Here is a 21580-nt window from a genome sequence, read left to right on the forward strand (position 1 = left end):
ATGCGGTGTTCCGGCTTGGTAGGCTGGCCGGCGGCGACAATTATTGTGTTTTCAGGCTGCGCCGGTGACGCTACCAAGGCGGCCGGAGTAGCGTCTGTCGGGATGGCTGATTGTGGCGACCAAAACTCAAGAGCTCAAGCTCGACATCGAGCGTATCGGCACGGTCTCGGCGATCCTGACGCAGCCGGAAGATGCGCGCGCCTGTTATGTGCTGGCGCACGGCGCGGGTGCCGATATGCGGCATGCGTTCATGGAGACGGTCGCAAAAGGCCTTGCGGATCGCGGCATTGCCACGCTCCGCTTCAATTTCCCCTACATGGAGAGGAAGCAGGGACGTCCCGACCAGCCGGCTGTCGCGCACGCCGCCATCCGCGCGGCGGTCGCGGAGGCGGCGCGGCTGTGCCCCGGATTGAAGCTCGTCGCGGGCGGGAAATCATTTGGCGGGCGCATGACCTCGCAGGCGCAGTCCAGGGGTGCACTGCCTGATGTCAAAGGGCTCGCCTTCCTCGGCTTTCCCCTGCATGCCGACAAGAAACCGTCGTCCGAGCGCGCCGAGCACCTCGCCGGCATCGCCATCCCCATGCTGTTCCTGCAAGGCACGCGCGATGGACTTGCCGATCTTGGCCATCTCAGGCCTGTCATTGCGGCCCTGGGATCGAAGGCAACGCTGCACGAAGTCGAAGGAGGGGATCACTCCTTCGCGGTGCTGAAAAAGTCAGGCCGGACCAATGACGAGGCGCTCACGGAGGTGCTCGACACGCTCGCGGCCTGGATCGACGGGCTCGCCTGAAGTTCAGGCCGAATAGAGTCCCTTGTCGCGCGCCTTCTGGATCGCCAGCGCGGCGATCAGGTCGAGCGTCGGCGTCGACAGGCCGCCGGTGCGCGCGAAGGCGGCGGGCGCCTTCACCAGCACGTCGATCTCCATGGCGCGGCCGAGCTCGTAATCCTGCAGCAGCGACGGCTTGTGATTGGGGGCGGGGCCGCTGCGCGTCACGCGCTTCACCTCGGGAATGAAGTGCTGGGCGATGTCGTTGGCCTCGTTCAGCATGCGCGGAATGACTTCGGCGAATGCAGGGTCGTCGCGGACGCCGCGCGCGGTCTGGCCGGTCAGCAGGCACAGCACCGACAGCGACATGTTGGTCAGCAGCTTTGACCAGATCGCCTCGCGGATCTCGGCCACCGGCGGCGATTCCAGTCGCGCATCGTTGAAGACGCCGCGGAGTTTCGTGATGCGCTCGCAGTTGCGGTCGTCGCATTCGCCGATCAGCAGGCGGTTGCGGTCCGGCGTGAGGTTCTGCACCACGCCGGGCGCGATCACCTCGTTGGAGGAGAAGACCACGCCGCCGATAATCCGCTCCTTCGGGATGCAGGCGCGCAAGCGGCCTCCGGGATCGAGGAAGGAGATGTCCGGCGGGGTGGGATGCCGCGGCGGCAACCCGATGCCGTACCACCAGGGAATGCCGTTTTGCGCGAACACGATCGCCGTGTCGTCCTGGAGCAGCGGTTTGAGGCTGGAAACCAGTCCCGTCAGCGCGGTCGCCTTGAGCGTCGAGATCACCACGTCCTGCGGGCCGAGCTGGGCCGGATCGCCTGAGGCGTTCACCTTGGCGGTGACCTCGGAATCACCGACGCGCAGCTTCAGGCCGCCCGCGCGCACGGCCTCCAGATGCGCCCCCCGCATCACGCATGACACCTCATGGCCGGCGCGTGCCAGCCTGACCGCGATGTGGCTGCCGACGGCGCCCGCGCCGAAAATGCAGATGCGCATATATGTCCCGTCCCTGATCCGTTGGTGCCATCAGGCGGCAGCATGACACAAGCCGCCATGCGATGGACGCGGCCGCCCTACGCCGGAAAGATATGGATCGGGATGCGTTGCCTCGGCCATAGTGTGCGCCAAACAAACGACCGGAGGATCGCCGATGACTGCCAACCCCGTTTTGTGGACTTTGGATGAGCGTGGGGTTGCGACCGTCACGTTGAACCGGCCGGAGGTCAACAACGCCTATGACGGCGCGCTGATCGCGGGCGTGCTCGCGGCCATGGATGATCTCGGCAAGAAGCCGAACCTGCGTGTCGTCGTGCTCAGGGGGAACGGCAGGCATTTCCAGGCCGGCGCCGACCTCAAATGGATCAACGGCGTGCGGCCTCAATCGACCGAGGCGAACGAGGCGGCGTCCCGGGCGACCTTCGAGGCGGTGCAGCGGCTCAACACGCTGCCGATCCCAACGGTGGCGCTGGTGCAAGGCGGTTGCTTTGGCGGCGGCACCGGCGTGATCGCGGCCTGCGACGTCGTGATTGCGGCGGACAATGCCCTGTTCTCGATCACGGAGGTGCGCTGGGGCCTGACGGCGGCGATCATCATTCCGCAGCTCTGCGACGCCATCGGCGTGCGGCAGGTCCGCCGCTACGCGCTGACCGGCGAACGCTTTGGGGCCGAGGACGCCCGCCGCATTGGCCTCGTCCACGAAGTCGTGCCGCTCGCCGAGCTGGAGGTCGCCGGCTCAAAGGTCGTCGAGCAATTGCTCGCCAACGGACCGGAGGCGATGGCCGAGACCAAGCGGCTCGCGCTGGAGAGCTCGTTCGGCGGGATGGCGGTGGACGATGCCGCCTACACGCGGCTCGTGCAGCTGCATTCGCTCAAGCGCCAGAGCGCGGAGGCGGCGGAAGGGCTGGCGTCGTTCGCCGAAAAGCGGGCGGCGACTTGGGGTGGCGGGACAGGCTGAGCGTTCTCCGCTCAGCAGCCGCGGCAGATGTTGTTGATGCTGCGATAGACGGCGTCGTCGTCCTGCCGCATCTGGCGCAACGTTTCGAGCGTCTTGCTCTCGCCGACCGGCGCGGCGGGCTTGCGCTTTGCGGCCAGCTCTTCCTCCTGCCGCTTGTAGCAGGCCTCGCGGTCGGCCTTGGCCGGGATGAAGCGGCAGGTCTGCTCCACGGCCGAGGCGGCGGTGGTTGAGATCGCGAGAGCGGTCAGGGCGGCGAATGCGTATTTCACGAATGTCGAATCCATGGCGGCCCTTCTCTCAGGTCTGTCACGCGAGAGCAACTGCGATGTTGTGACAGGTGCCCGACACGGCGCGCACCGCGTTGCCCGGATGAGCGAAGCGACATCCGGGAATGTTGCGAAAGTCCCGCATGTCGCTTTGCTCATGCGGGCTACGCCACCTCACAATTGACACGGCCTACAGCGACGGCGCCAGTGACGTTTTCAGCAGGGTGAGCAGCGCCTGCACCGCAGCCGCATTGCGCCGCCGCTCGGGGATCGCGGCCTTGACCCACAATTCCGGAATCGGAAAGTCGCGCAGCACCGGTTTGAGCGTGCCGTCGCGCAAGGCATCCGCGACGAGATAATGCGATATCAGCGCAATGCCGTTGCCGGCGACCGCGCTGCGCGCCAGCACATGTCCTTCGTTGGAGGAGAGCAGTGGACTGACCTGGATGCTGATGCGGCCGCGGGGGCCGTCAAAGATCCACTCCGGCCCCGTCGGCAGAAAGCTGAGGCAGCGATGCTCGACGAGGTCGCGCGGATGCTTTGGCGTGCCGTGCTTCTTCAAATAGGCGGGCGACGCGCAGAGCAGCCGCTTCAGCGCGCACAGCGGCTCGTCGACCACGCCGCCGAAGGAGTGCGGGAAGGCGCCGATGGCGATATCAAAGCCTTCGGTGACGGGATCGACCGGGCGATCGATCAGCACGATCTCGAGCTTCAGCCGCGGGTTCTGGGTCTGGAACGCGCTGAAGGCGTCGGCAAGGCGCGCCACAGTCAGCGAGGTCGGGGCCTTGATGCGGAGGTGATCGACCAGATCGTGGCCCTTCTCGCCCATGCGCGAGAGCAGGTCGGTGGCATCGGTGACGACGCCGCGCGCGCGATGCACGTAGCGCTGCCCGGCTTCGGTGAGCCGCAATTGCCGCGTCGAGCGGTGAAACAGCGGTGTGCCGATTCGTGCCTCCAGTTGCGTGACGCGCTTGGCGACGACCGAGGTCGAGACATCGAGCTTTCGCGCGGCGGCGGAGAAGCCGGCCGCATCCGCGGTGGCGAGGAACGCCTGAAGGTTCACCAGGATGTCCATGTCGACCTTTCTCGATTCGCGAAAGCTGATCGCGTATTTTGGTGGATTGTAGCCTGCCTCGCGTTAATTCATAGTCGCCCCCAAGCAAGAGATTTTGGGAAGGGACGCGCCATGCGGGCCACGATGATCGAAGAACCTGCGCGCCAGGTGCCGCTCTACGGCGAGTATGAAGTCGTCGTGCTCGGCGGCGGTCCGGCCGGCATCGTGGCGGCGGCTTCGGCGGCGCGGGCGGGGCGGAAGACGCTGCTGATCGAGCGCTACGGCTTCCTTGGCGGCATGGGCACGGCGGCCGGCGTCACCAATTTCTGCGGCCTGCATGGCAACGTCTACGGCAAGGCCCACCGGCTGGTGCAGGGCATGGCGTCCGAGCTCTTGGCGCGGATCGACCTGCTCAACGGCCTGAACACCCCGCATCTGATCCTCGGCAAGGTCTTCGCCCAGGCCTACGACACTGCGGCCTACAAGATCGCGGCCGACGAACTCCTCGCCAGCCACAAGGTGCACATCCTCTTCCACGCGCTCGGCGCCGGCGTGGTGATGGGCGACGACCGCCGCATCGACGCGCTGATGGTCGAGACCAAGGGTGGCCGGCAGGCGGTTCGCTCAGAGATCTTCATCGACTGCTCCGGCGACGGCGATCTCGCGGTCTGGGCCGGCGCGCCGTTCGAAATCGGCGACGAACACGGCCATCCGCTGTACCCCTCGATGATGCTCCGCCTCAACGGCATCGATCCGGAGAAGGCGGGCGAGGCCTGGCGTACGATTCCGCAACTGATGGAAAAGGCGCTCGCCGCCGGCACCCACAAATTTCCGCGCAAGAGTGCCATCGTGCGGCCGCAGAAGTCCGGCATCGAATGGCGGGTGAATTTCACGCAGGTGGCGCGCGAGGATGGCCACGCCATCAACGGTATCGAGCCCGACGATCTCACCCGCGGTGAGATCGAGGGCCGCAAGCAGGCGCTCGCCGCGTTCGAATTCCTGCGCACCGTGCCGGGTTTTGAGAAGTCCTACATTGTGGACCTGCCGCCGCAGCTCGGCATCCGCGAGACCCGCCGGATCAAGGGCGGCTACCAGCTCAGCGGCGAGGACGTGCTCGGCTGTGCCTCGTTCGAGGATTCCATCGGCGTCAACGGCTGGCCGATCGAGGCCCATGTCCCCGGCGACGTCGTCTTCACCTTCCCGCCGATCCCGGAATCCCGCGGCTATAACGAGCTGCCCTACCGGATGCTGGTGCCCGAAGGCGTCGACAATCTGCTGGTCGCCGGCCGTTGTGCCTCCATGACCCATGAGGGCCAGTCGGCCGCCCGCGTCTCCGGTGCCTGTTTCGTGATGGGGGAGGCTGCCGGTTCCGCCGCCGCTCTGGCGCTCTCCGGAAACCGGATCCCGCGTGACATCCCCATTGAAAAATTGCAGGAAACGTTGAAACAACAGGGCGCCTTCATCGGGCGGGACCAGCCCGTACCCGAAGGGCTTTAACGGGCTGCAACAGAACAACGGCGGAGGAAACGGGATGATCGGGATTGCGCGGCTCGCGCTTGCGAGCCTTTTGGCGATCATGGCGATGGGCGCGGCGCAGGCTGAGGACGCGCTGAAGGCCAGGATCGGCGTGCTCCGCCTGTCCTCCTCCGGGCCGGTCTTCATCGCGCAGGACAAGGGCTATTTTCGCGAGGCCGGGCTCGACGTCGAGCTGAAGTTCTTCGACGCGGCGCAGCCGATCGCGGTCGCCACCACCTCGGGCGATGTCGATTTCGGCGTCACCGCCTTCACCGCCGGTCTCTACAATCTCGCCGGCAAGGGCGTGCTGAAGGTGATCGGCGGCATGAGCCGCGAGAAGGCCGGCTATCCCCTGATCGGCTATTTCGCCAGCAACAATGCTTACGCGGCCGGGCTGAAGACACCGAAGGACCTCGCGGGCAAGCGCGTGGCAATGACGCAGGTTGGCTCGAGCTTCCACTATTCGCTTGGGCTGCTCGCCGACAAATACGGCTTCAAGCTCGCCGACGTGAAGATCGTGCCGCTGCAATCGCTGTCGAACGCGGCGGCAGCGCTCAAGGGCGAGACCGTCGATGCGGCGCTGCTGCCGATCTCCACCGCGCGCAAGCTGATGGATGAAGGCGGTGCGAAGTTCCTGGGCTGGGTCGGCGACGAGACGCCGTGGCAGCTGGGCGCGGTGTTCGCCGCGCCGAAGACGCTGACCAACAAGGTGCTGGTGACCAAGCTGCTCGGCGCCTTGGCAAAGGCCGACCGCGAGTATCACGATGTCATCCTCGCCGCGATGAAGGACGGCGTGGCGCCGATCAACGAGCAGACCAAGCCGCTGCTGGAGATCATCGCGAAGTACACCAATCTGCCGGTCGAGCAGGTGGTCGGCAACTGCGCTTACATCGATCCCGACGGCAAGCTCGACGTCAAGAACGTCGACAACCAGATCAAATGGCTCCAGGAGCAGGGCTTTGCCGACAAGGGCTTTGATGCCAATACGATCATCGCCAAGGACTATGTGAAGGCGGATTGATGCTGCGCGCTTCAAATCATCTCCGTCATCCTGAGGCGCTTGCCTTGCGGTCTTCCGCAAGGCGAGCCTCGAAGGATGCACGGCCCGGATGCAGCGGGGCCGCTCATCCTTCGAGGCTCACATTGCGATGCATTCGCATCGCAATGTTCGCACCTCAGGATGACGGGTCGAGAGTGAGGCGCAACACATGGACCTGATCGCCAACCACATCACCCACCGCTTCGGCGATCTCGCCGTGCTCGACGACGTCTCCTTCACCGTCGGTGCCGGCGAGGTGGTGGCGATCGTCGGGCCCTCCGGTTGCGGCAAGAGCACGCTGCTGTCGATCCTCGGCGGGCTGTTGCAGCCGACCTCCGGCGCGCCCGAGCTGCGCGGGGCGCCGCCGGCTGACAGTCTCAATCCGCTGACCTTCGTATTCCAGGATTTTGCGCTGCTGCCCTGGGCGACGGTCGAGGAGAACGTCGAATTCCCGCTGCTGCATGCCCAGCTCTCGGCGGCGCAGCGCCGCGCGCTGGTCGAGGATGCGCTGCGCCGCACCGGCCTGACCGATTTTCGCAAGACCTATCCAAAGCAGCTGTCCGGCGGCATGCGCCAGCGCGTCGGCATTTCGCGCGCGCTTGCGGTCAGGCCCGCCATCCTGCTGATGGACGAGCCGCTCTCGGCGCTGGATTCGCAGACGCGCGAACTGCTGATGGAGGATTTCGTCCGCCTCCTCGCCGATGGCGGCATGGGCGCGATCTACGTCACGCACAATCTCGAAGAGGCGGCGCGGCTCGCCGACCGCATCGTGGTGCTGTCGCGCCGGCCCGGGCGCATCCGCGAGGTCGTCACCGTGCCGATGACGCGCACTGAGCGCGGCGAAACGGCGGCGCGTGAAAGGCTGCTGGCGCTCCAGAACCAGATCTGGTCGCTGATCCGCCACGAGGCGATCGATGCCGAGCGCGAGGTCCAGCATGCTTGATCGCGCACCCTCGACGGAGACACCTGTAAAGAACGAGGCGACGCGGCGCGTCCGCTTCCGCGGCGCCGGCTTCGTGCCCGCGTCGAGCCGCTTCGGCGGCTGGATCGCGCTGGCCCTCGTCATCGCGCTCTGGCAGGCGGCCGGCAGCGTCGGTCTCGTCAATCCGCTGTTCCTGCCGGCACCATCGGCGATCGTGCGCGCAATCTACGAGCTCGCGATGTCAGGCGCGCTCTGGCAGCACCTCTCGGCCTCGCTGCTGCGCATCGGCGTCGGCTGGCTGCTGGGAACGGCGGCCGGCGTCGCCGTCGGCTTTGCCATCGGCCTGTCGCGGCTCGCGCGCAGCGTCGGCATCACCTTCATCTCCGCGCTGTTCCCGATTCCGAAGATCGCGCTGCTGCCGCTGTTGATCCTCTGGCTCGGCATCGGCGAAGAGCCGAAGATCGCGACCATCGCGCTCGGGGTGTTCTTCTCGACCGCGATCTCGGTCTATAGCGGCGTCGATGCGGTGCCGCGCAACCTCATCCGCATGGCGCAGAGCTTCAACGTCCCCTTCGCCACCATCGTGCGCAAGGTGATCTGGCCGGGCGCGCTGCCCGCAATCCTCGCCGGCTTCCGCATCACCGCCTCCGTCGCGCTGCTGCTCGTCGTCAGCGCCGAGATGATCGGCGCGCAATACGGCATCGGCGCCTTCGTGCTCCAGGCCGGCAATCTGATGCAGACGGATCAGCTGCTCGCGGGCGTGGTGATCCTGTCGGTGTTCGGGCTGGTGGTGGGGAAGGTGATCAATCTGCTGGAGATCAGACTATTGCACTGGCGGTAGTCTCACCGTCGTCATTGCGAGCGCAGCGAAGCAATCCAGAGTCTTTCCACGGTTGGCAGTCTGGATTGCTTCGCTACGTTCGCAATGACGAGTGGGGGTAGGTTCGCTTACAATCGAGGTCGTCATGCCCGGGCTTGTCCCGGGCATCCACGTCTTTCCTCACGTGCGGCGGCGCGTGGATGGCCGGGTCAAGCCCGGCCATGACGGAGGATAGAGCCCGGCTCACGCGTTCCCGCGATCTTCCCGGAACAAATCGAGCTTCTGCTGCACGGGCCGGTCCGAGAAGCTGAACAGCACGGCATCGTCATCGGCCTCGTGCGTCACCCACTGCCAGCTCGGCACCACGAACAGGTCGCGCGGGCCCCATTCGAATACGGCATCGCCGATGCGGCTACGGCCGCGGCCTTCGATGGGACAGAAGACCGTCGCATCCGTCGAACGGTATCGCGCGGTCTTGAAACCCTTCGGCAGCAACTGGATGAAGGTGCCGATGGTCGGCATCGCGAAATCGCCGGTCTCGGGGTTGCTGAACTTCAGCTTCAGCCCGTGGCAGGCGTCCCATTCCTGGCTCGCGCGAGCCTTCTCCAGCGCCTCGCGGGTATGGGCATAGGGATAGCTGAAGATCGGCGAGGTCTTCGAACTCCGCTTCGCGTCGACCGGCAGCAGATTGTGGCCGTAGCGCGCAAAGCTGTCGCCGGCGGGCTTCGTGATCCTCTGCTGGTCCTCCTTCGAGCCTTCCGCAAAGGAGCAGTCGAAGAACTGCACCAGCGGGATATCGAGACCGTCGAGCCAGAACATCGGCTCGTCAGTCTCGTTGGAGTGGTCGTGCCAGGTCATCGACGGCGTGATGATGAAATCGCCGGGCTCCATCGCCGTGCGCTCGCCATCGACGGCGGTGTGCGCACCCTTGCCTTCGAGCACGAAGCGCAGCGCCGACTGGCTGTGCCGATGCGCGGGCGCGACGTCGCCGGGCACCACCATCTGCACGCCGGCATAGAGCGAGGTCGTGATCTTGGACTGGCCGCGCAGGCCCGGGTTCTCCAGCACCAGCACGCGCCGCTCGGCTTCCTTGGCCGTGATCAGCTTGCCGGCTTCCGTCATGTAGTCGCGGATGACGTCGAATTTCCAGAGGTGCGGCCGGCAGGCGCTCTTCGGCTCCGGCGTGATCAAATCGCTCATCACCGTCCACAGCGCGGTGAGATTTTCGCCGTCGATCTTCTTGTAGAACGCCTCGCGTTCCGGCGTCTTGGTCACGGCTTCCATGGCGCGCCTCCTGTGGTTCTCGTTGAGATTGACAGCATACTGACAATCTTTGTAGCGTCAACGCAGAAGGTCTTGGACGGGCAAGAAACTGAGAGGGAGGTTTTCGATGAAGCTGCACGGCTATTTCCGCTCCAGTGCCGCCTATCGCGTGCGGATCGCGCTGAATCTGAAGGGTCTCGGCGCCGAGCACCTGCCGCATCATCTTCGCAAGGGCGAGCAATGCGCGCCCGCCTATCTCGCCATCAATCCGCAAGGGCTGGTGCCGGCGCTGGAGAGCGATGGCGGTGCGGTGCTGACCCAATCGGTCGCGATCATCGAATGGCTCGACGAGACGCACCCCAATCCACCGCTGCTGCCGAAGGATCCGCTGCGGCGCGCCAAGGTGAGGGCGTTTGCGCTGGCGATCGCCTGCGACACCCATCCGGTGCAGAACCTGAAAGTGCTGGCGCGGCTGCGCGAGCTCGGCCTTGCGGAAGAGAAGGTCCAGGAATGGGCGGCATGGGTCAACCGCGAGGGCCTGTCGGCGTGCGAAACGCTGATCAGGGACGAGCCGGGCCCGTTCTGCTTCGGCGATGCGCCGACGCTCGCCGATCTCTGCCTCGTGCCGCAGCTTGCGAACGCGCGCCGCTTCGGCGTCGATGTCTCGGCCTATCCGCGCCTTCTCAAGGCAGAGGCCGCCGCGAAGGCGTTGCCCGCGTTCGCCAATGCGGCACCGGAGAAGCAGCCCGATGCCGAGTAAGCCTCCCCCTCCGATCACGATGGACGCGGTCTATGCCGCGCCGGGCTATCTGTTCCGGCGCATGCAGCAGATCGCGGTCTCGATCTTCATGGAGGAGTGCAAGGCGTTCGACCTCACGCCGGTGCAATATGGGGCGCTGATCGCGATCCACACCCATCCCGGCATCGATGCGACGCGGCTGTCGGCGGTGATCGCGTTCGACCGCTCCACGCTCGGCAGCGTGATCGAACGGCTCCAGGCCAAGGACTATATCGAGCGCAAGCCCGCGCCCGAGGACAAGCGGATCAAGCTGCTGTACCTGACGAAATCAGGCGCCGCGATCCTGCGCGAGATCATCCCCGCCGTCGAACGCGCCCAGGCGCGCATGCTGGAGCCGCTGAAACCCACTGAGCGCAAGACGCTGATGGGGCTTCTGGTGCAGCTCGTCGATCTCAACAACGAAGTCTCGCGGGTGCCGCTGCGGGCCGAGGACGCGCTGGAGCATCTGGGGAAGGGCGGGTGAGGGGAGAGTGGGATGTGGTGACCCTGTCGCCTTTGATCTCCGCTGTCATTCCCCGCGAAAGCGGGGAATCCAGTACGCCGCGCCCCATCGGTCTAATCACTGCGGCCTCTGGAATACTGGATCGCCCGCCTTCGCGGGCGATGACAGCGAGGAATTGGCGCGGCCGTCCCCTCACATCCTGAGCAACGCCTGCCGGTCGATCTTCCCCGTGCCCGTCTTCGGCAGTTCGTCGATGAAGATCACCTCGCGCGGATATTTGTAGGGAAGCAGCTTGCCCTTGACGTAATCCTGTAGCCGCCGTGTGGCTTCGCCTTGGTCGGCGGCGCGGCTGTTCATCACCACCACCGCCTTCAGCGTCATGCGACGGTCGGGCAGCTCAGCTGCGAACACCGCGCATTCGCGGATGTCGGGGTGATCGGCGAGGCACAGCTCAACCTCGAGCGGATAGACCCACTGGCCGGAGATCTTGATGAGATCGTCGGCACGGCCGCGGAAGAAGTGGAAGCCGTCGGCATCGCGCACGAAACGGTCGCCGGTGTAGATCCAGCCGCCCTCGCGGATGGTCTCGGCGGACTTGTCCGGCCGGTTCCAGTACAGCGGCGTGTTGGAATCGCCGCGCACCCACAAGATGCCTTCCTCGTCGTCGCCGACCTCGCTTCCGTCCTTGTCGCGCAGTGCGACCTCGTAGCCGGGCACGCGCAGGCCCGCGGCGCCGAGTTTCTTCCGTTCGGGGCGGTTGGAGAGATAGATGTGCAGCACCTCGGTCGAGCCGAGGCCTTCGACGATTTCGAGCCCCGTGAGCGTCTTCCAGCCGTTGAAGACGTCGGCCGAGAGCACTTCGGCCGCGGAGAGCGCCATGCGCAGCGACGAGAGGTTCGTCTGTTGCGCGCCCTCGGCCTTGGTCAGCGAGGTGTAAAGCGTCGGCAGGCCGAAGAAGACCGTCGGCCTGTACTGCTCGATCGCCGCGAAGATCGTTGCCGGCTTCGGCTGTCCCGGCAGCAGCAGCGTCGTCGCGCCGACCGAGAACGGGAAGGTGACGGAGTTGCCGAACCCGTAGGCGAAGAAAATCTTCGGCACCGAGAAGCAGATGTCGTCGGGCGTCAACTTCAACACGTTCTGCGCGAAGGCCAGCTCGCTATAGGCCATGTCGTGCTGGAGATGCACGATGCCCTTGGGCCGGCCGGTCGAGCCGGAGGAGTACATCCAGAACGCCATCTCGTTGCGATTTGTGTCCGCTTCCGCCAGCTCGGCCGGAAATTGCGCAAGCCAGCTTGCAGCCACGACCGCCGCAGGTGCGGCATGCTCGCCCATTTCGCCATTGACGACGATCAGCGTTTGCAGGCTCGTGTCCTTGCACGCCTCCGCATTGAAGCGCGCGCAGAATTCGAACTCGGCCACCGCGACGGTCGCGCCGGAATCGGCGAGATAGAATTGCAAGAGATCCGGCGGCGTCAGCGTGTTGATCAGGAGCGGCACGAAGCCGGCGCGCACCGCGCCGAAAAAGGCGGCCGGGTAGGCCGGGGTGTCGTCGAGGAACAGCAGCACGCGATCGCCGCGCTTCAGACCGAGCGAGATGAGGCAGTTGCCCCAGCGGCAAGCCTCCGCGCAGAGCTCGGCATATGTGCGCGCGCCCGCCGCACCGATCAGCGCGAGCTTGTCGCCATATCCCTTGCCGAGATTGTCGAACAGCACGCGGCTGGCGTTGTAGATTTGCGGAACGGCAAAGTCGATCTCGCGTGCGCCCGCGCTGTCGGCGGGCACCTGGTCGCGAATCTCGTTGCTCATGCCGCGTCTCCGCTGGTCTTCTCGGCCTCGTAACGCGCCATGAAGGCCGGCGACATCGCCCGCAGCCGGGAATCGTCGATGCGGCCGGAGCGGGTGATGTAGCTGTAGGCAAAATCCATCAGGTCGAGCTGCATGTGCTGGGCAAAGTTCTCGTACCAGGAGGCGCTGGTTCGTGCGGCGTCGACGAGCTTCTGCACGACCGGTTTGCGCGCGGCCTGGTAGCGTTGCAGCGCGGTCGAAAGATGCGCATCCGACTCCAGCGCCTTGACCAGCGCGATCGCATCCTCGATCGCGAGCCGCGTGCCGGAGCCGATCGAGAAATGCGCCGAGTGCAGGGCGTCGCCGATCAGCACCATGTTCTTGAACGACCAGTGCTCGTTCCAGACCCAGGGGAAATTGCGCCACACCGATTTGTTGGAGACGAGGCAGTGGCCGCCGAGCGTATCCGCAAACACCTCCTCGCAGACGCCCTTGGACTGCTCGACGTCCTTGTAGGCGAAGCCATAGGCCTGCCAGGTGGCATGGTCGCACTCGACCAGGAAGGTGCTCATGGTCGGCGAATAGCGGTAGTGGTGGGCGTTGAAGGCGCCGCGGTCGGTCTTGACGAAGGTCTGCGACAGCGTGTCGAACCGCCTCGAGGTGCCGTACCAGACGAACTTGTTCGAGGAATAGGACAGCGAGGTGCCGAAATCGCCCTCGAAGGCGCGGCGCACCAGCGAGTTCAAGCCGTCGGCGGCGACGATCAGGTCGTGGCCGTTGAGCTGGTCGATTCCGAGAATTTGCGTGTCGAAGCGCGACGTGACGCCGACATCGAGCGCGCGCTGCTGAAGGAACTGCAAGAGCTCGAGCCGCCCGATTGAGGAGAAGCCGACGCCGTCGATGGCGACGCTGCCGCCACGCAGGTTGAGCGTGATGTTCTCCCAGCTCTCCATATGCGGCGCGATCGCGTCGACCGTCTCGGGGTCGTCGGCGCGCAGGAACTCCAGGGCCTGGTCGGAGAACACGACGCCAAAGCCCCAGGTCGCGTCGGCCGGGTTCTGTTCGAACAGGTCGACTTGATCCTCGGGATGACGCTTCTTCCAGAGATAGGCGAAGTAGAGCCCGCCGGGCCCCCCGCCAATCACGGCGATCCGCAACGTCTGCCTCCCTAATTGACAGTATACTTACTATCTAGGGGTAGACTAATGTGCTCCGGCGGCCGGCGCCAGCGGAATTATTGGCCGGGCATGGCGCGCCAAAACTCGCTTTCGGACACACGTTTTGCGCGTGTCCGAAACCGTCAGGCGCGAACCATAGCCAAAGCGCGCCGGCTTGGCCACCCGGGATCAGACGCAGCGCTTCACGTAGACCCCGTTCACCAGCACCCTGGTACAGCGGACCGCTGGAACCGGCTTGCGGACCACGACGGCGGCGTTCGGCCCGGCGCAGCCGGCGCGATAGACGCCGCGGGCGCACACGACCGCGTTGGCATCGGTGGCCTCGATCGTCATGGTCGCCGCGAAGGCGAGGAGTGCAGAAGCAACGAGCAGCAATGAACGCATGTTGTCCTCCCGGTCTTGTCGTGATCGAAATCGATATCCGCAAAGATTTGTTGCGGCAGGCGTGCGAAAATTCATTCGGGCACGCCGCTGATCAGTGTCGTGCGCCTTGGCACGTCGGCGTGCGCTGCCTTATCGCGCCGCGAATGGCGCCAGCACGTCCTTGCACGCGGGCGACAGCGAGGCGGCATTGCTGGAGATGCATTGCACGATGCGGCCACCGCCGGGCGCAACGCCAGCGCACAGCGTGCGGATGTCGGCGCCGCAGGCGGAGCGGACGATGAGCAACTCTTCGCGCGGCCGCAGCGGGCGCAGAACGATCACGGCTGGCGCGGCCGCCGGTGCTGCTGCCGCTGCAGGAGCCGCGCCCGCAGGCGCCGCCGTTGTTGCCGCGCCGCCGCCGGCCGCGGCGCTCAGGGCCTTCTCGCAGGCGGGCGAAACCTTGGTCTTGTTCTTCTCCAGGCATTCGAGCGCGGAGGCGCCGCCCGGCGGCACGCCGGCGCAGACCTTGGGATAGTCGGCGCGGCACGCGCTCTTGACCGCAGCAGCCTGCGCGCTGCTCGGCTGCTTGGCGGCAGCTGCCTTCGGCGCCGGTGCGGCGGCGGGCTTTTCAGCGGGGGCCGATTCAGCCTTCGGCGCCGCAGGCGCCGTTTCCGTCTTAGGCTCTGTCTTGGACTCCGTCTTGGGCGCAGCTTCGCTCTTCGGTGTGGCGGGAGCGGCTTCGGTCTTCGGAGCCGCAGCGGGCTCCACCGCGCGAACCGCGGTCTGGCATCCCGGTGACAGGCTGGACATGTTCTTCTCCAGACATTGATACGCTTCCACGCCGCCGGGCTTGACGCTCGCGCAGTGCGCCATGAAGTCCGAACCGCATGCAGACCGGATGGCGCTCTTCTGAGCGTCGGTCGGCGCTTGCGCGAAGGCGCCTGTTGCAGTTGCGAAGAGCGCGGCCGCCATCAACGCCGCGCGCGTTGATGCATGTTTCAACGTGTTGAACATCTGAGTAAATTCCTGCCCTGTCGGTAACGCCGACGCATTAATCAAAAAGCTGCAAGCGCAATCATCGCGAGTGATGCCTCGCGAGCGATATCTTTGGACGCTTTGGCCTCTACCGCAAGTAGATAATGCCGGCGCAATTGCGACGTAACCAGAGCATGATCCGGAAAAGTGTGCAGCGGTTTTCCGAAAAGATCACGCTCAAACGATACGTCGTCAGAGCTTGACCATGCGCTTGCCGCGGTTCTCGCCCGCGAGCAATCCGATCAGCGCTTTCGGCGTGTTCGCGAGGCCGTCGATGATGTCCTCCTGCACCTTCAGCTTGCCGGATTTGACCCAGCCCTGGAGATCGGCGAGCGCACGCTGGCTCTCCTTCATGTAGTCCATCACGATGAAGCCCTGCATGACCAGCCGCTTCACCACGATCAGGCCGGGCACGCCGCGCGGACCGTGCGCCGACGGCACGCCATCATATTGCGAGATCGCGCCGCAGCAGGCGATGCGGCCGTAATTGTTCATTTGCGGCAGGCAGGCTTCCAGAATGTCGCCGCCGACATTGTCGAAATAGACGTCGATGCCTTTTGGCGCGGCCGCGCGCAGGGCCTTGAACACGGCACCGTCCTTGTAGTCGACGGCGGCATCGAAGCCGAGCTCGGAGGTCAGCCAGTTGCACTTGTCCGCGCCGCCGGCGATGCCGATGACGCGACATCCCTTGATCCTGGCGATCTGCCCGACGATCGAGCCGACCGAGCCCGCCGCCGCGGAGACCACGACAGTCTCGCCCTCCCTGGGCTTGCCGATCTCCAGCAGGCCGAAATAGGCGGTGAGGCCGGCGATGCCGAACACGCTGAGCAGATGCGTCATCGGCTCCAGCTTCGGCATCTTGGTGAGATGCTTGGCCGGCACCGCGGCAAACTCCTGCCAGCCGGTGTCGCCGAACACGATGTCACCGGCAGCCAACTCCGGCGCCTTCGAACTGACGACCTCGGCGATGGCGCCGCCGGCCATCACGCTGTTCGCCTCGATGGCTGAACGATAGGTGGCGCCATGCATCCAGGCGCGGTTGGCGGCGTCGAGCGAGATGTAACGCACGCGCAGCAAAGCCTCGCCGTCCTTCGGCTCCGGCATCGCGCCATCGACCATTTTGAAATGTTCGGGACCGAGCTTGCCGCTGGGCTTTTCCACCAGAAGAATCTGGCGATTGATGTTGCCGCTCATGGCGTTTCCCTCTTCGTTTGCTTGACGATTATTGATGCAGCCGCCGCAAAGAAAACGTGCAGCCGCATTCGTTGTGCGCTGCATGAAGGCTAGATCGCGGGAAGCAGTTTCACAACGGGAACATCCGGCCAACGCGGCCACTCGCCAAGCGTGTTGCGTAGCCGTCATATCTGCGACATCATGAAGCGCCGGTGTATGTGGGGGTAAGCAATGTCGAACAGGTTTACGCAATACATCTTGGGCGCGATGGTGCTGGGCATCATCATGGGCTCGGCGATCTACAACTTCCTGCCCGATACGCGCGCCGACTGGGCCTCGTCCATCAACCTGATCGCCATGATGTTCCTGCGCCTGATCAAGATGATCATTGCGCCGCTGGTGTTTGCGACCCTGGTCGGCGGCATCGCCCATATGGGCTCGGGCTCCAAGCTCGGCCGCATCTTCGCCAAGACCATGGGCTGGTTCATCAGCGCCTCCTTCGTGTCGCTGCTGCTCGGCCTCGTGATGGTCAACCTGCTCCAGCCCGGCGCCAACTTCCCCGGCACGCTGCCTGCGGCAGGCCAATCGACCGGCCTGCCGGTCTCGGCCTTCTCCATCGAGAAATTCCTGACCCATCTGATCCCGACCTCGATCGCGGATGCGATGGCGCAGAACGAAATCCTCCAGATCGTGATCTTCGCCGTGTTCTTCTCGGTGGCGATGGGCGCGATGCCCGAGCGCTCCAAGCCGATCCTGGCGCTGATCGACGACATCGGCCACATCATGCTCAAGGTGACGAGCTATGTGATGCTGTTCGCGCCGCTCGCGGTGTGGGCCGCCATCACCGCGACGGTGGCCAAGAACGGCCTGCTGGTGCTCTGGAAGCTCGTCGTCTTCATGGGCGGCTTCTATCTCTCGCTGGCGATCCTGTGGACCATCCTGGTGATCGTCGGCTTCATCGTGATCGGGCCGCGCTACAGCCACCTCCTGAAGCTGATCCGCGAACCGCTGATGATCGCGTTCTCGACCGCGAGCTCGGAGGCGGCCTATCCGAAGACGCTGGAGGGCCTCAACCGCTTCGGCGCTTCCTCGCGGATCTCGAGTTTCGTGCTGCCGCTCGGCTATTCCTTCAACCTCGACGGCACGATGATGTACTGCACCTTCGCGAGCGTCTTCATCGCGCAGAGCTACCACATCGACATGCCGCTCGGCACGCAGCTCGCGATGCTGGCGACGCTGATGATCACCTCCAAGGGCGTCGCCGGCGTGCCGCGCGCCTCCCTCGTCGTGATCGCCTCGACGCTGGCGCAGTTCAACATCCCCGAGGCCGGCCTGCTCATGATCATGGGCATCGACACCTTCCTCGACATGGGCCGCAGCGCCACCAACGTGATCGGCAACACGCTCGCGACCTCGGTCGTCGCGAAGTGGGAAGGCGAGCTTGGGCCGGAGCATGCGATGGGGCCCGGCGACGCCGTGCCTGATGACATGGTGCCGGGCGAAGTGCCCGCCATGGCCGGCCATGGTTAGGAGCACATCATGGGCCAGACACTGACAAGGTCAGTGATCGGCGGCTGCCTGTGGCTCGCGGCATCGTTGCTCGCGACCACGGCGTTCGCCCAGACCGGGAGCGAAGGGCTCAGCCCGACGCTGTCGGCCATCAAGAAAGCGCATGTCGTGCGGCTCGGCTATCGCGAGAGCTCGCCGCCGTTCTCCTTCCTCGACCAGTCGGGTCGTCCGATCGGTTACAGCCTCGAGCTCTGCGAGGCCATCGTCGAGGAGATCGGCGTCGAGGTCGACGATCCCAATCTCAGGATCGACTACGTCAAGGTCACCTCGGATGACCGCATCGACGCCGTGCTCCAGAACAAGATCGACCTGGAATGCGGCTCGACCACGGCCAATGCCGAGCGCGCCAGGCGTGTCGCGTTCTCCCCCCTGATGTTCGTCGCCGGTACCAAGCTGATGGTGCCGAAGGCGTCCAGCGTCCAGTCGCTGACAGACCTGAAGGGCAAGACCATCGTGGTGACGAAGGGCACCACCAATGAGCAGGCGATCCAGGCGGCCGACAAGAAGTCCTCACTGGGGCTGAACATCGCCGTCGGCGCCGATCACGAGCAATCGTTCCAGATGCTCGCGGACGGCAAGGCGGATGCGTTCGCGACCGACGACATCCTGCTCTCCGGCCTGATCGCGCGCCACAAGGCGCAGGACAAGTACCGCGTCACCGGCGACTATTTGTCCTACGACCCCTACGGCATCATGTTCAGGAAAGGCGAGCCGCAATTGTCGGCCGTGGTCGAGCGCACCTTCCGCAAGCTCGGCTCCAACCGCGACCTCGTCCCGCTCTACAACAAATGGTTCACCGCGCGGCTTCCGACCGGCGAACGGCTGAACGTGCCGATCTCGCTGCAACTCGAGGAAGCCTTCAAGGCGATGGACGATTCGGCGAGCGCGAATAATTAAAGGAGTTTGTTTCGCTTTGGTGAGTTGATAAGTGGGTATGTCGACCCCGTCATCCTGAGGTGCGCGCTCGGCGGTGCAGGGCACCGCTGAGCGAGCCTCGAAGGATGAGCGGGGCCCCACCGGTGGCCGTCGCCCTTCGAGGCTCGCCGAAAAGGGCTCGCACCTCAGGGTGACGGCGATAGATCAGCGCTCGCGGTGGTCTTCAAAAACCCGGTCCAGCGCCGCGTCATACGTCGCCTGCACCAGCTCCGGATGCAGCTTTGCCAGCGCTTCCATCATCACGCCGGAATTGATCTCGAGCACGCGCCACGCGCCATCCGCGCGCACCACGTCGATCGAGGCGAAGGCGATGCCGATGGCGTTGGCGGCGTCGACGGCGAGCCTCACGCATGCCGCGTGCACCTCGCCATTCTCCATCAGCACCGGCCGCGCGCCGGCGTCCAGATTGTGCCGCCAGTTCAGGATGCGGCGTTTGCCCTTCGGGACGATCGCATTCACGTCGCGCGTGTCGAGCTCGCGGAGCTGCCTGTCGTGTCCTGCCGCGATTGCGAGCTCGCGCAACGTATGCGCCCCGTCGCCGACGACCGACGGTCGATCCTTGCGGTAGACGATCATCGGCTTGCGATCGAGCAGGATCACGCGGACCTCCTCCTCGATCTCGACATAAGGCGCGATCACGAGGCCGAGGCTCGACGAAAAGACCTCGCTGACGGCGCGATCGAGCTCGGCGGCGATCGTCACCTTGAACACCGCGCGTCCCGAGGTGCCCTCGTTCGGCTTCACCACCACGCCTTGTGGGTTCTGCGCAAGCAGGGCCAGCATCGCGTCACGCCAACCGGGGCCGGCGATTTGGGCGCCCATGCTCGGGTTGAGGAAGAGATGATGAGGAATGCAGGGCACGCCTTCAAGCGTCAGCGCCTCGGCCGTCGCCGACTTGTCGTTGGCGAGGCGATGCGCGATGGCGCTGTTGAGGCCGATGTCGTAGCCGAAGGCGAAGTGGCGCGCCTCGCCCCGGCGCATCGCGATCAGCCAGCCGCCGGAGCGGATGTCGACGGCAATGCCATGGCGGGCGCAATAGCGCCTGATCGCCTGGACGAAGATACGTTCGCTGCTGGCCATGGGTCTCAATCATCCCTGTCGCCAAAAGCCGCAAAAATGCGGGGATCGGCGCCAGGCCGGGGTGAAAATCAGAGCTATTCTTAATGAAATTCTCGCGAGCGCGACGGAAATTAAGTGCTGCCATCGAGCCCGAAAGGGAAAAGAAATTGCCCTCCGCGCGCGCCACGCAGCAGATTCATTAATGGCGCGGCCAATTCCGCTGCAAATGCCGGTTTGATCGGCATCAATTGCATCCGAAACGAGGTTGATTATTGGTCTCAATGGCGTAGATCACACACGCGAAATCCTCCGCCATGGCAATGGTGTCCGCCCGCTTTCAGGGCCGGGCAACGCTTTTGCCCTAAAACCGCAATTATTCGGAATATCGAAAATCATGAGCGCGTTTTACCGAGAGAAGGTTCTTTCCGTCCAGCACTGGACCGACACGCTGTTCAGCTTCCGCGCCACGCGCGATACCGGCTTCCGCTTCCAGAACGGCCAGTTCGCGATGATCGGCCTCGAGGTCGACGGCCGTCCGCTGCTGCGCGCCTACAGCATGGCAAGCGCCAACCACGAGGAAGAGCTCGAGTTCTTCTCGATCAAGGTTCAGGACGGCCCGCTGACCTCGCGCCTCCAGAAGATCAAGGAAGGCGACACCATCCTGGTCGGCCGCAAGGCGACCGGCACGCTGATCACCGACAACCTCATCCCGGGCAAGCGGCTGATGCTGCTCTCGACCGGGACGGGCCTCGCGCCGTTCGCGAGCCTGATCAAGGACCCCGACGTCTACGACCAGTTCGAGACCATCGTACTGGTGCATGGCTGCCGCCAGGTCTCCGAGCTCGCCTATGGCGAGAAGCTCGTCGCCAATCTGCGCGAGGACGAGCTGTTCGGGGAGCTGCTCGCGGACAAGCTCGTCTACTACCCGACCGTGACCCGCGAGCCGTTCCGCAATCGCGGCCGCATCACCGACCTCATCAGCTCCGAGCAGATCTTCAACGACATCGGACAGGGCCCGCTCGACATCGAAACCGACCGCATCATGATGTGCGGCAGCCCGGCGATGCTGGAAGAGCTGAAGGTGATGTTCGAAGGCCGCGACTTCGTCGAGGGCAGCGGCAACAAGCCCGGCCATTTCGTGATCGAGAAGGCGTTCGTCGAGCGGTAAGTTTTGTTGAACGAGTGGCGCGATCTCGCGTCAACACTCAACTCGTCGTCCCGGACAAGCGCAGCGAAGCAGAGCGCCGATCCGGGACCCATAGCCACAGGATGTGGTTTGGCGAAGATTCGGAGTGACAGACTCGCCAGCCCAAAAATCCTGTGGTTATGGGTCCCGGGTCTGCGCTGGCGCTTGCCCGGGACGACACCTGAATTTGTGGACGCGCTTCCGGGCTCCACTTTCGCTTACCAGACGTCGATCGCATCGGCCCAGCCGCCCGCTATCCCAAATCCCCCCAACTCTGCTGCACTGCAAAACCCATCCATCGGGCTGATTGATTTGCCTCGGCCGAATTCGCTAGCCTGAAACAAGCGCCGCGTCATATCCGTATGACAGGCGCGGGCGTATCGTACCGCCTTAAGCTGGCGAGAGGATGGGAATCGTGGCCGACGAAAATAGCAAAGCGCCAAAATCGAA

General features: G+C 64.9%; 21 protein-coding genes. 11 read left to right on the forward strand and 10 right to left on the reverse strand.

Annotation, left to right across the window (positions count from 1 at the left end; all coding sequences use genetic code 11):
- The first annotated feature begins 112 nt into the window (after positions 1–112).
- Positions 113–790, forward strand: coding sequence for an alpha/beta hydrolase family protein (locus tag XI09_RS29775; protein WP_271570009.1), 678 nt, complete (start codon positions 113–115; stop codon positions 788–790).
- Between the two features lie 3 nt (positions 791–793).
- Here the strand turns inward: XI09_RS29775 and XI09_RS29780 are convergent, their stop codons facing one another.
- Positions 794–1768, reverse strand: coding sequence for a ketopantoate reductase family protein (locus tag XI09_RS29780; protein WP_271570010.1), 975 nt, complete (start codon positions 1766–1768; stop codon positions 794–796).
- A gap of 154 nt (positions 1769–1922) precedes the next feature.
- Here XI09_RS29780 and XI09_RS29785 point away from each other — a divergent pair, with 154 nt between their 5' ends.
- Entirely contained in the window at positions 1923–2726 is an 804-nt protein-coding gene (locus XI09_RS29785; protein WP_271570011.1) for an enoyl-CoA hydratase-related protein, read from the forward strand.
- Between the two features lie 11 nt (positions 2727–2737).
- Here XI09_RS29785 and XI09_RS29790 read toward each other — a convergent pair whose 3' ends face one another.
- Together XI09_RS29790 and XI09_RS29795 are read right to left on the reverse strand one after the other, a co-directional pair.
- Positions 2738–3010, reverse strand: a complete 273-nt coding sequence (locus tag XI09_RS29790; RefSeq protein WP_271570012.1) for a hypothetical protein — start codon at positions 3008–3010, stop codon at positions 2738–2740.
- A 172-nt stretch (positions 3011–3182) separates the two neighbouring features.
- Positions 3183–4067, reverse strand: a complete 885-nt coding sequence (locus tag XI09_RS29795; RefSeq protein ID WP_271570013.1) for a LysR family transcriptional regulator — start codon at positions 4065–4067, stop codon at positions 3183–3185.
- 111 nt (positions 4068–4178) lie between these two features.
- Here XI09_RS29795 and XI09_RS29800 point away from each other — a divergent pair, with 111 nt between their 5' ends.
- The 4 genes from XI09_RS29800 (at position 4179) to XI09_RS29815 (ending at position 8363) form a co-directional block, all read left to right on the forward strand.
- On the forward strand, positions 4179–5543 hold the full coding sequence (locus XI09_RS29800; protein ID WP_271570014.1) for an FAD-dependent oxidoreductase: 1365 nt from the start codon (positions 4179–4181) through the stop codon (positions 5541–5543).
- 34 nt (positions 5544–5577) lie between these two features.
- The gene (locus XI09_RS29805; RefSeq protein WP_271570015.1) at positions 5578–6582 is read left to right on the forward strand and encodes an ABC transporter substrate-binding protein; all 1005 of its coding nucleotides are present in this window, start codon (positions 5578–5580) and stop codon (positions 6580–6582) included.
- A gap of 187 nt (positions 6583–6769) precedes the next feature.
- Positions 6770–7543: an ABC transporter ATP-binding protein gene (locus XI09_RS29810; RefSeq protein WP_271570016.1), complete on the forward strand. Its 774-nt coding sequence runs from the start codon at positions 6770–6772 to the stop codon at positions 7541–7543.
- Complete coding sequence (locus tag XI09_RS29815; RefSeq protein ID WP_271570017.1) at positions 7536–8363, forward strand: ABC transporter permease; 828 nt, start codon at positions 7536–7538, stop codon at positions 8361–8363. Before XI09_RS29810 ends, XI09_RS29815 begins: the two co-directional genes overlap by 8 nt.
- A 222-nt stretch (positions 8364–8585) precedes the next feature.
- Here the strand turns inward: XI09_RS29815 and gtdA are convergent, their stop codons facing one another.
- Complete coding sequence (gene gtdA, locus XI09_RS29820; RefSeq protein WP_271570018.1) at positions 8586–9626, reverse strand: gentisate 1,2-dioxygenase; 1041 nt, start codon at positions 9624–9626, stop codon at positions 8586–8588.
- Positions 9627–9732: 106 nt separating this feature from the next.
- On the opposite strand from gtdA, the gene maiA reads away from it, so the two are divergent.
- Together maiA and XI09_RS29830 are read left to right on the forward strand one after the other, a co-directional pair.
- Positions 9733–10365: a maleylacetoacetate isomerase gene (gene maiA / locus XI09_RS29825; RefSeq protein WP_271570019.1), complete on the forward strand. Its 633-nt coding sequence runs from the start codon at positions 9733–9735 to the stop codon at positions 10363–10365.
- Entirely contained in the window at positions 10355–10867 is a 513-nt protein-coding gene (locus XI09_RS29830) for a MarR family winged helix-turn-helix transcriptional regulator (protein WP_271570020.1), read from the forward strand. The genes maiA and XI09_RS29830 overlap by 11 nt, the downstream gene beginning before the upstream one ends.
- 171 nt (positions 10868–11038) lie before the next feature.
- On the opposite strand, the gene XI09_RS29835 is transcribed toward XI09_RS29830, so the two are convergent.
- The 5 genes from XI09_RS29835 to XI09_RS29855 all read right to left on the reverse strand — a co-directional run bounded on the left by XI09_RS29835 (position 11039) and on the right by XI09_RS29855 (position 16401).
- Complete coding sequence (locus tag XI09_RS29835; RefSeq protein ID WP_271570021.1) at positions 11039–12652, reverse strand: benzoate-CoA ligase family protein; 1614 nt, start codon at positions 12650–12652, stop codon at positions 11039–11041.
- Positions 12649–13788, reverse strand: a complete 1140-nt coding sequence (locus XI09_RS29840; RefSeq protein WP_271570022.1) for an FAD-dependent monooxygenase — start codon at positions 13786–13788, stop codon at positions 12649–12651. The genes XI09_RS29835 and XI09_RS29840 overlap by 4 nt, the downstream gene beginning before the upstream one ends.
- A gap of 189 nt (positions 13789–13977) precedes the next feature.
- Positions 13978–14193, reverse strand: coding sequence for a hypothetical protein (locus XI09_RS29845; RefSeq protein ID WP_271570023.1), 216 nt, complete (start codon positions 14191–14193; stop codon positions 13978–13980).
- A gap of 129 nt (positions 14194–14322) precedes the next feature.
- Positions 14323–15186: a cysteine rich repeat-containing protein gene (locus XI09_RS29850; protein ID WP_271570024.1), complete on the reverse strand. Its 864-nt coding sequence runs from the start codon at positions 15184–15186 to the stop codon at positions 14323–14325.
- 213 nt (positions 15187–15399) lie between these two features.
- The gene (locus XI09_RS29855) at positions 15400–16401 is read right to left on the reverse strand and encodes an NADP-dependent oxidoreductase (RefSeq protein ID WP_271570025.1); all 1002 of its coding nucleotides are present in this window, start codon (positions 16399–16401) and stop codon (positions 15400–15402) included.
- A 210-nt stretch (positions 16402–16611) separates the two neighbouring features.
- On the opposite strand from XI09_RS29855, the gene XI09_RS29860 reads away from it, so the two are divergent.
- Both XI09_RS29860 and XI09_RS29865 read left to right on the forward strand, forming a co-directional pair.
- On the forward strand, positions 16612–17910 hold the full coding sequence (locus XI09_RS29860) for a dicarboxylate/amino acid:cation symporter (protein WP_092187108.1): 1299 nt from the start codon (positions 16612–16614) through the stop codon (positions 17908–17910).
- A gap of 9 nt (positions 17911–17919) precedes the next feature.
- The gene (locus tag XI09_RS29865) at positions 17920–18846 is read left to right on the forward strand and encodes an amino acid ABC transporter substrate-binding protein (RefSeq protein ID WP_271570026.1); all 927 of its coding nucleotides are present in this window, start codon (positions 17920–17922) and stop codon (positions 18844–18846) included.
- Positions 18847–19029: 183 nt separating this feature from the next.
- Here XI09_RS29865 and XI09_RS29870 read toward each other — a convergent pair whose 3' ends face one another.
- The gene (locus tag XI09_RS29870; protein ID WP_271570027.1) at positions 19030–19965 is read right to left on the reverse strand and encodes an ATP-grasp domain-containing protein; all 936 of its coding nucleotides are present in this window, start codon (positions 19963–19965) and stop codon (positions 19030–19032) included.
- 373 nt (positions 19966–20338) lie between these two features.
- On the opposite strand from XI09_RS29870, the gene XI09_RS29875 reads away from it, so the two are divergent.
- Complete coding sequence (locus XI09_RS29875) at positions 20339–21112, forward strand: ferredoxin--NADP reductase (RefSeq protein WP_271570028.1); 774 nt, start codon at positions 20339–20341, stop codon at positions 21110–21112.
- Positions 21113–21580: the final 468 nt, after the last annotated feature.

The organism is Bradyrhizobium sp. CCBAU 11386, from assembly GCF_028128955.1.
GTDB lineage: Bacteria > Pseudomonadota > Alphaproteobacteria > Rhizobiales > Xanthobacteraceae > Bradyrhizobium.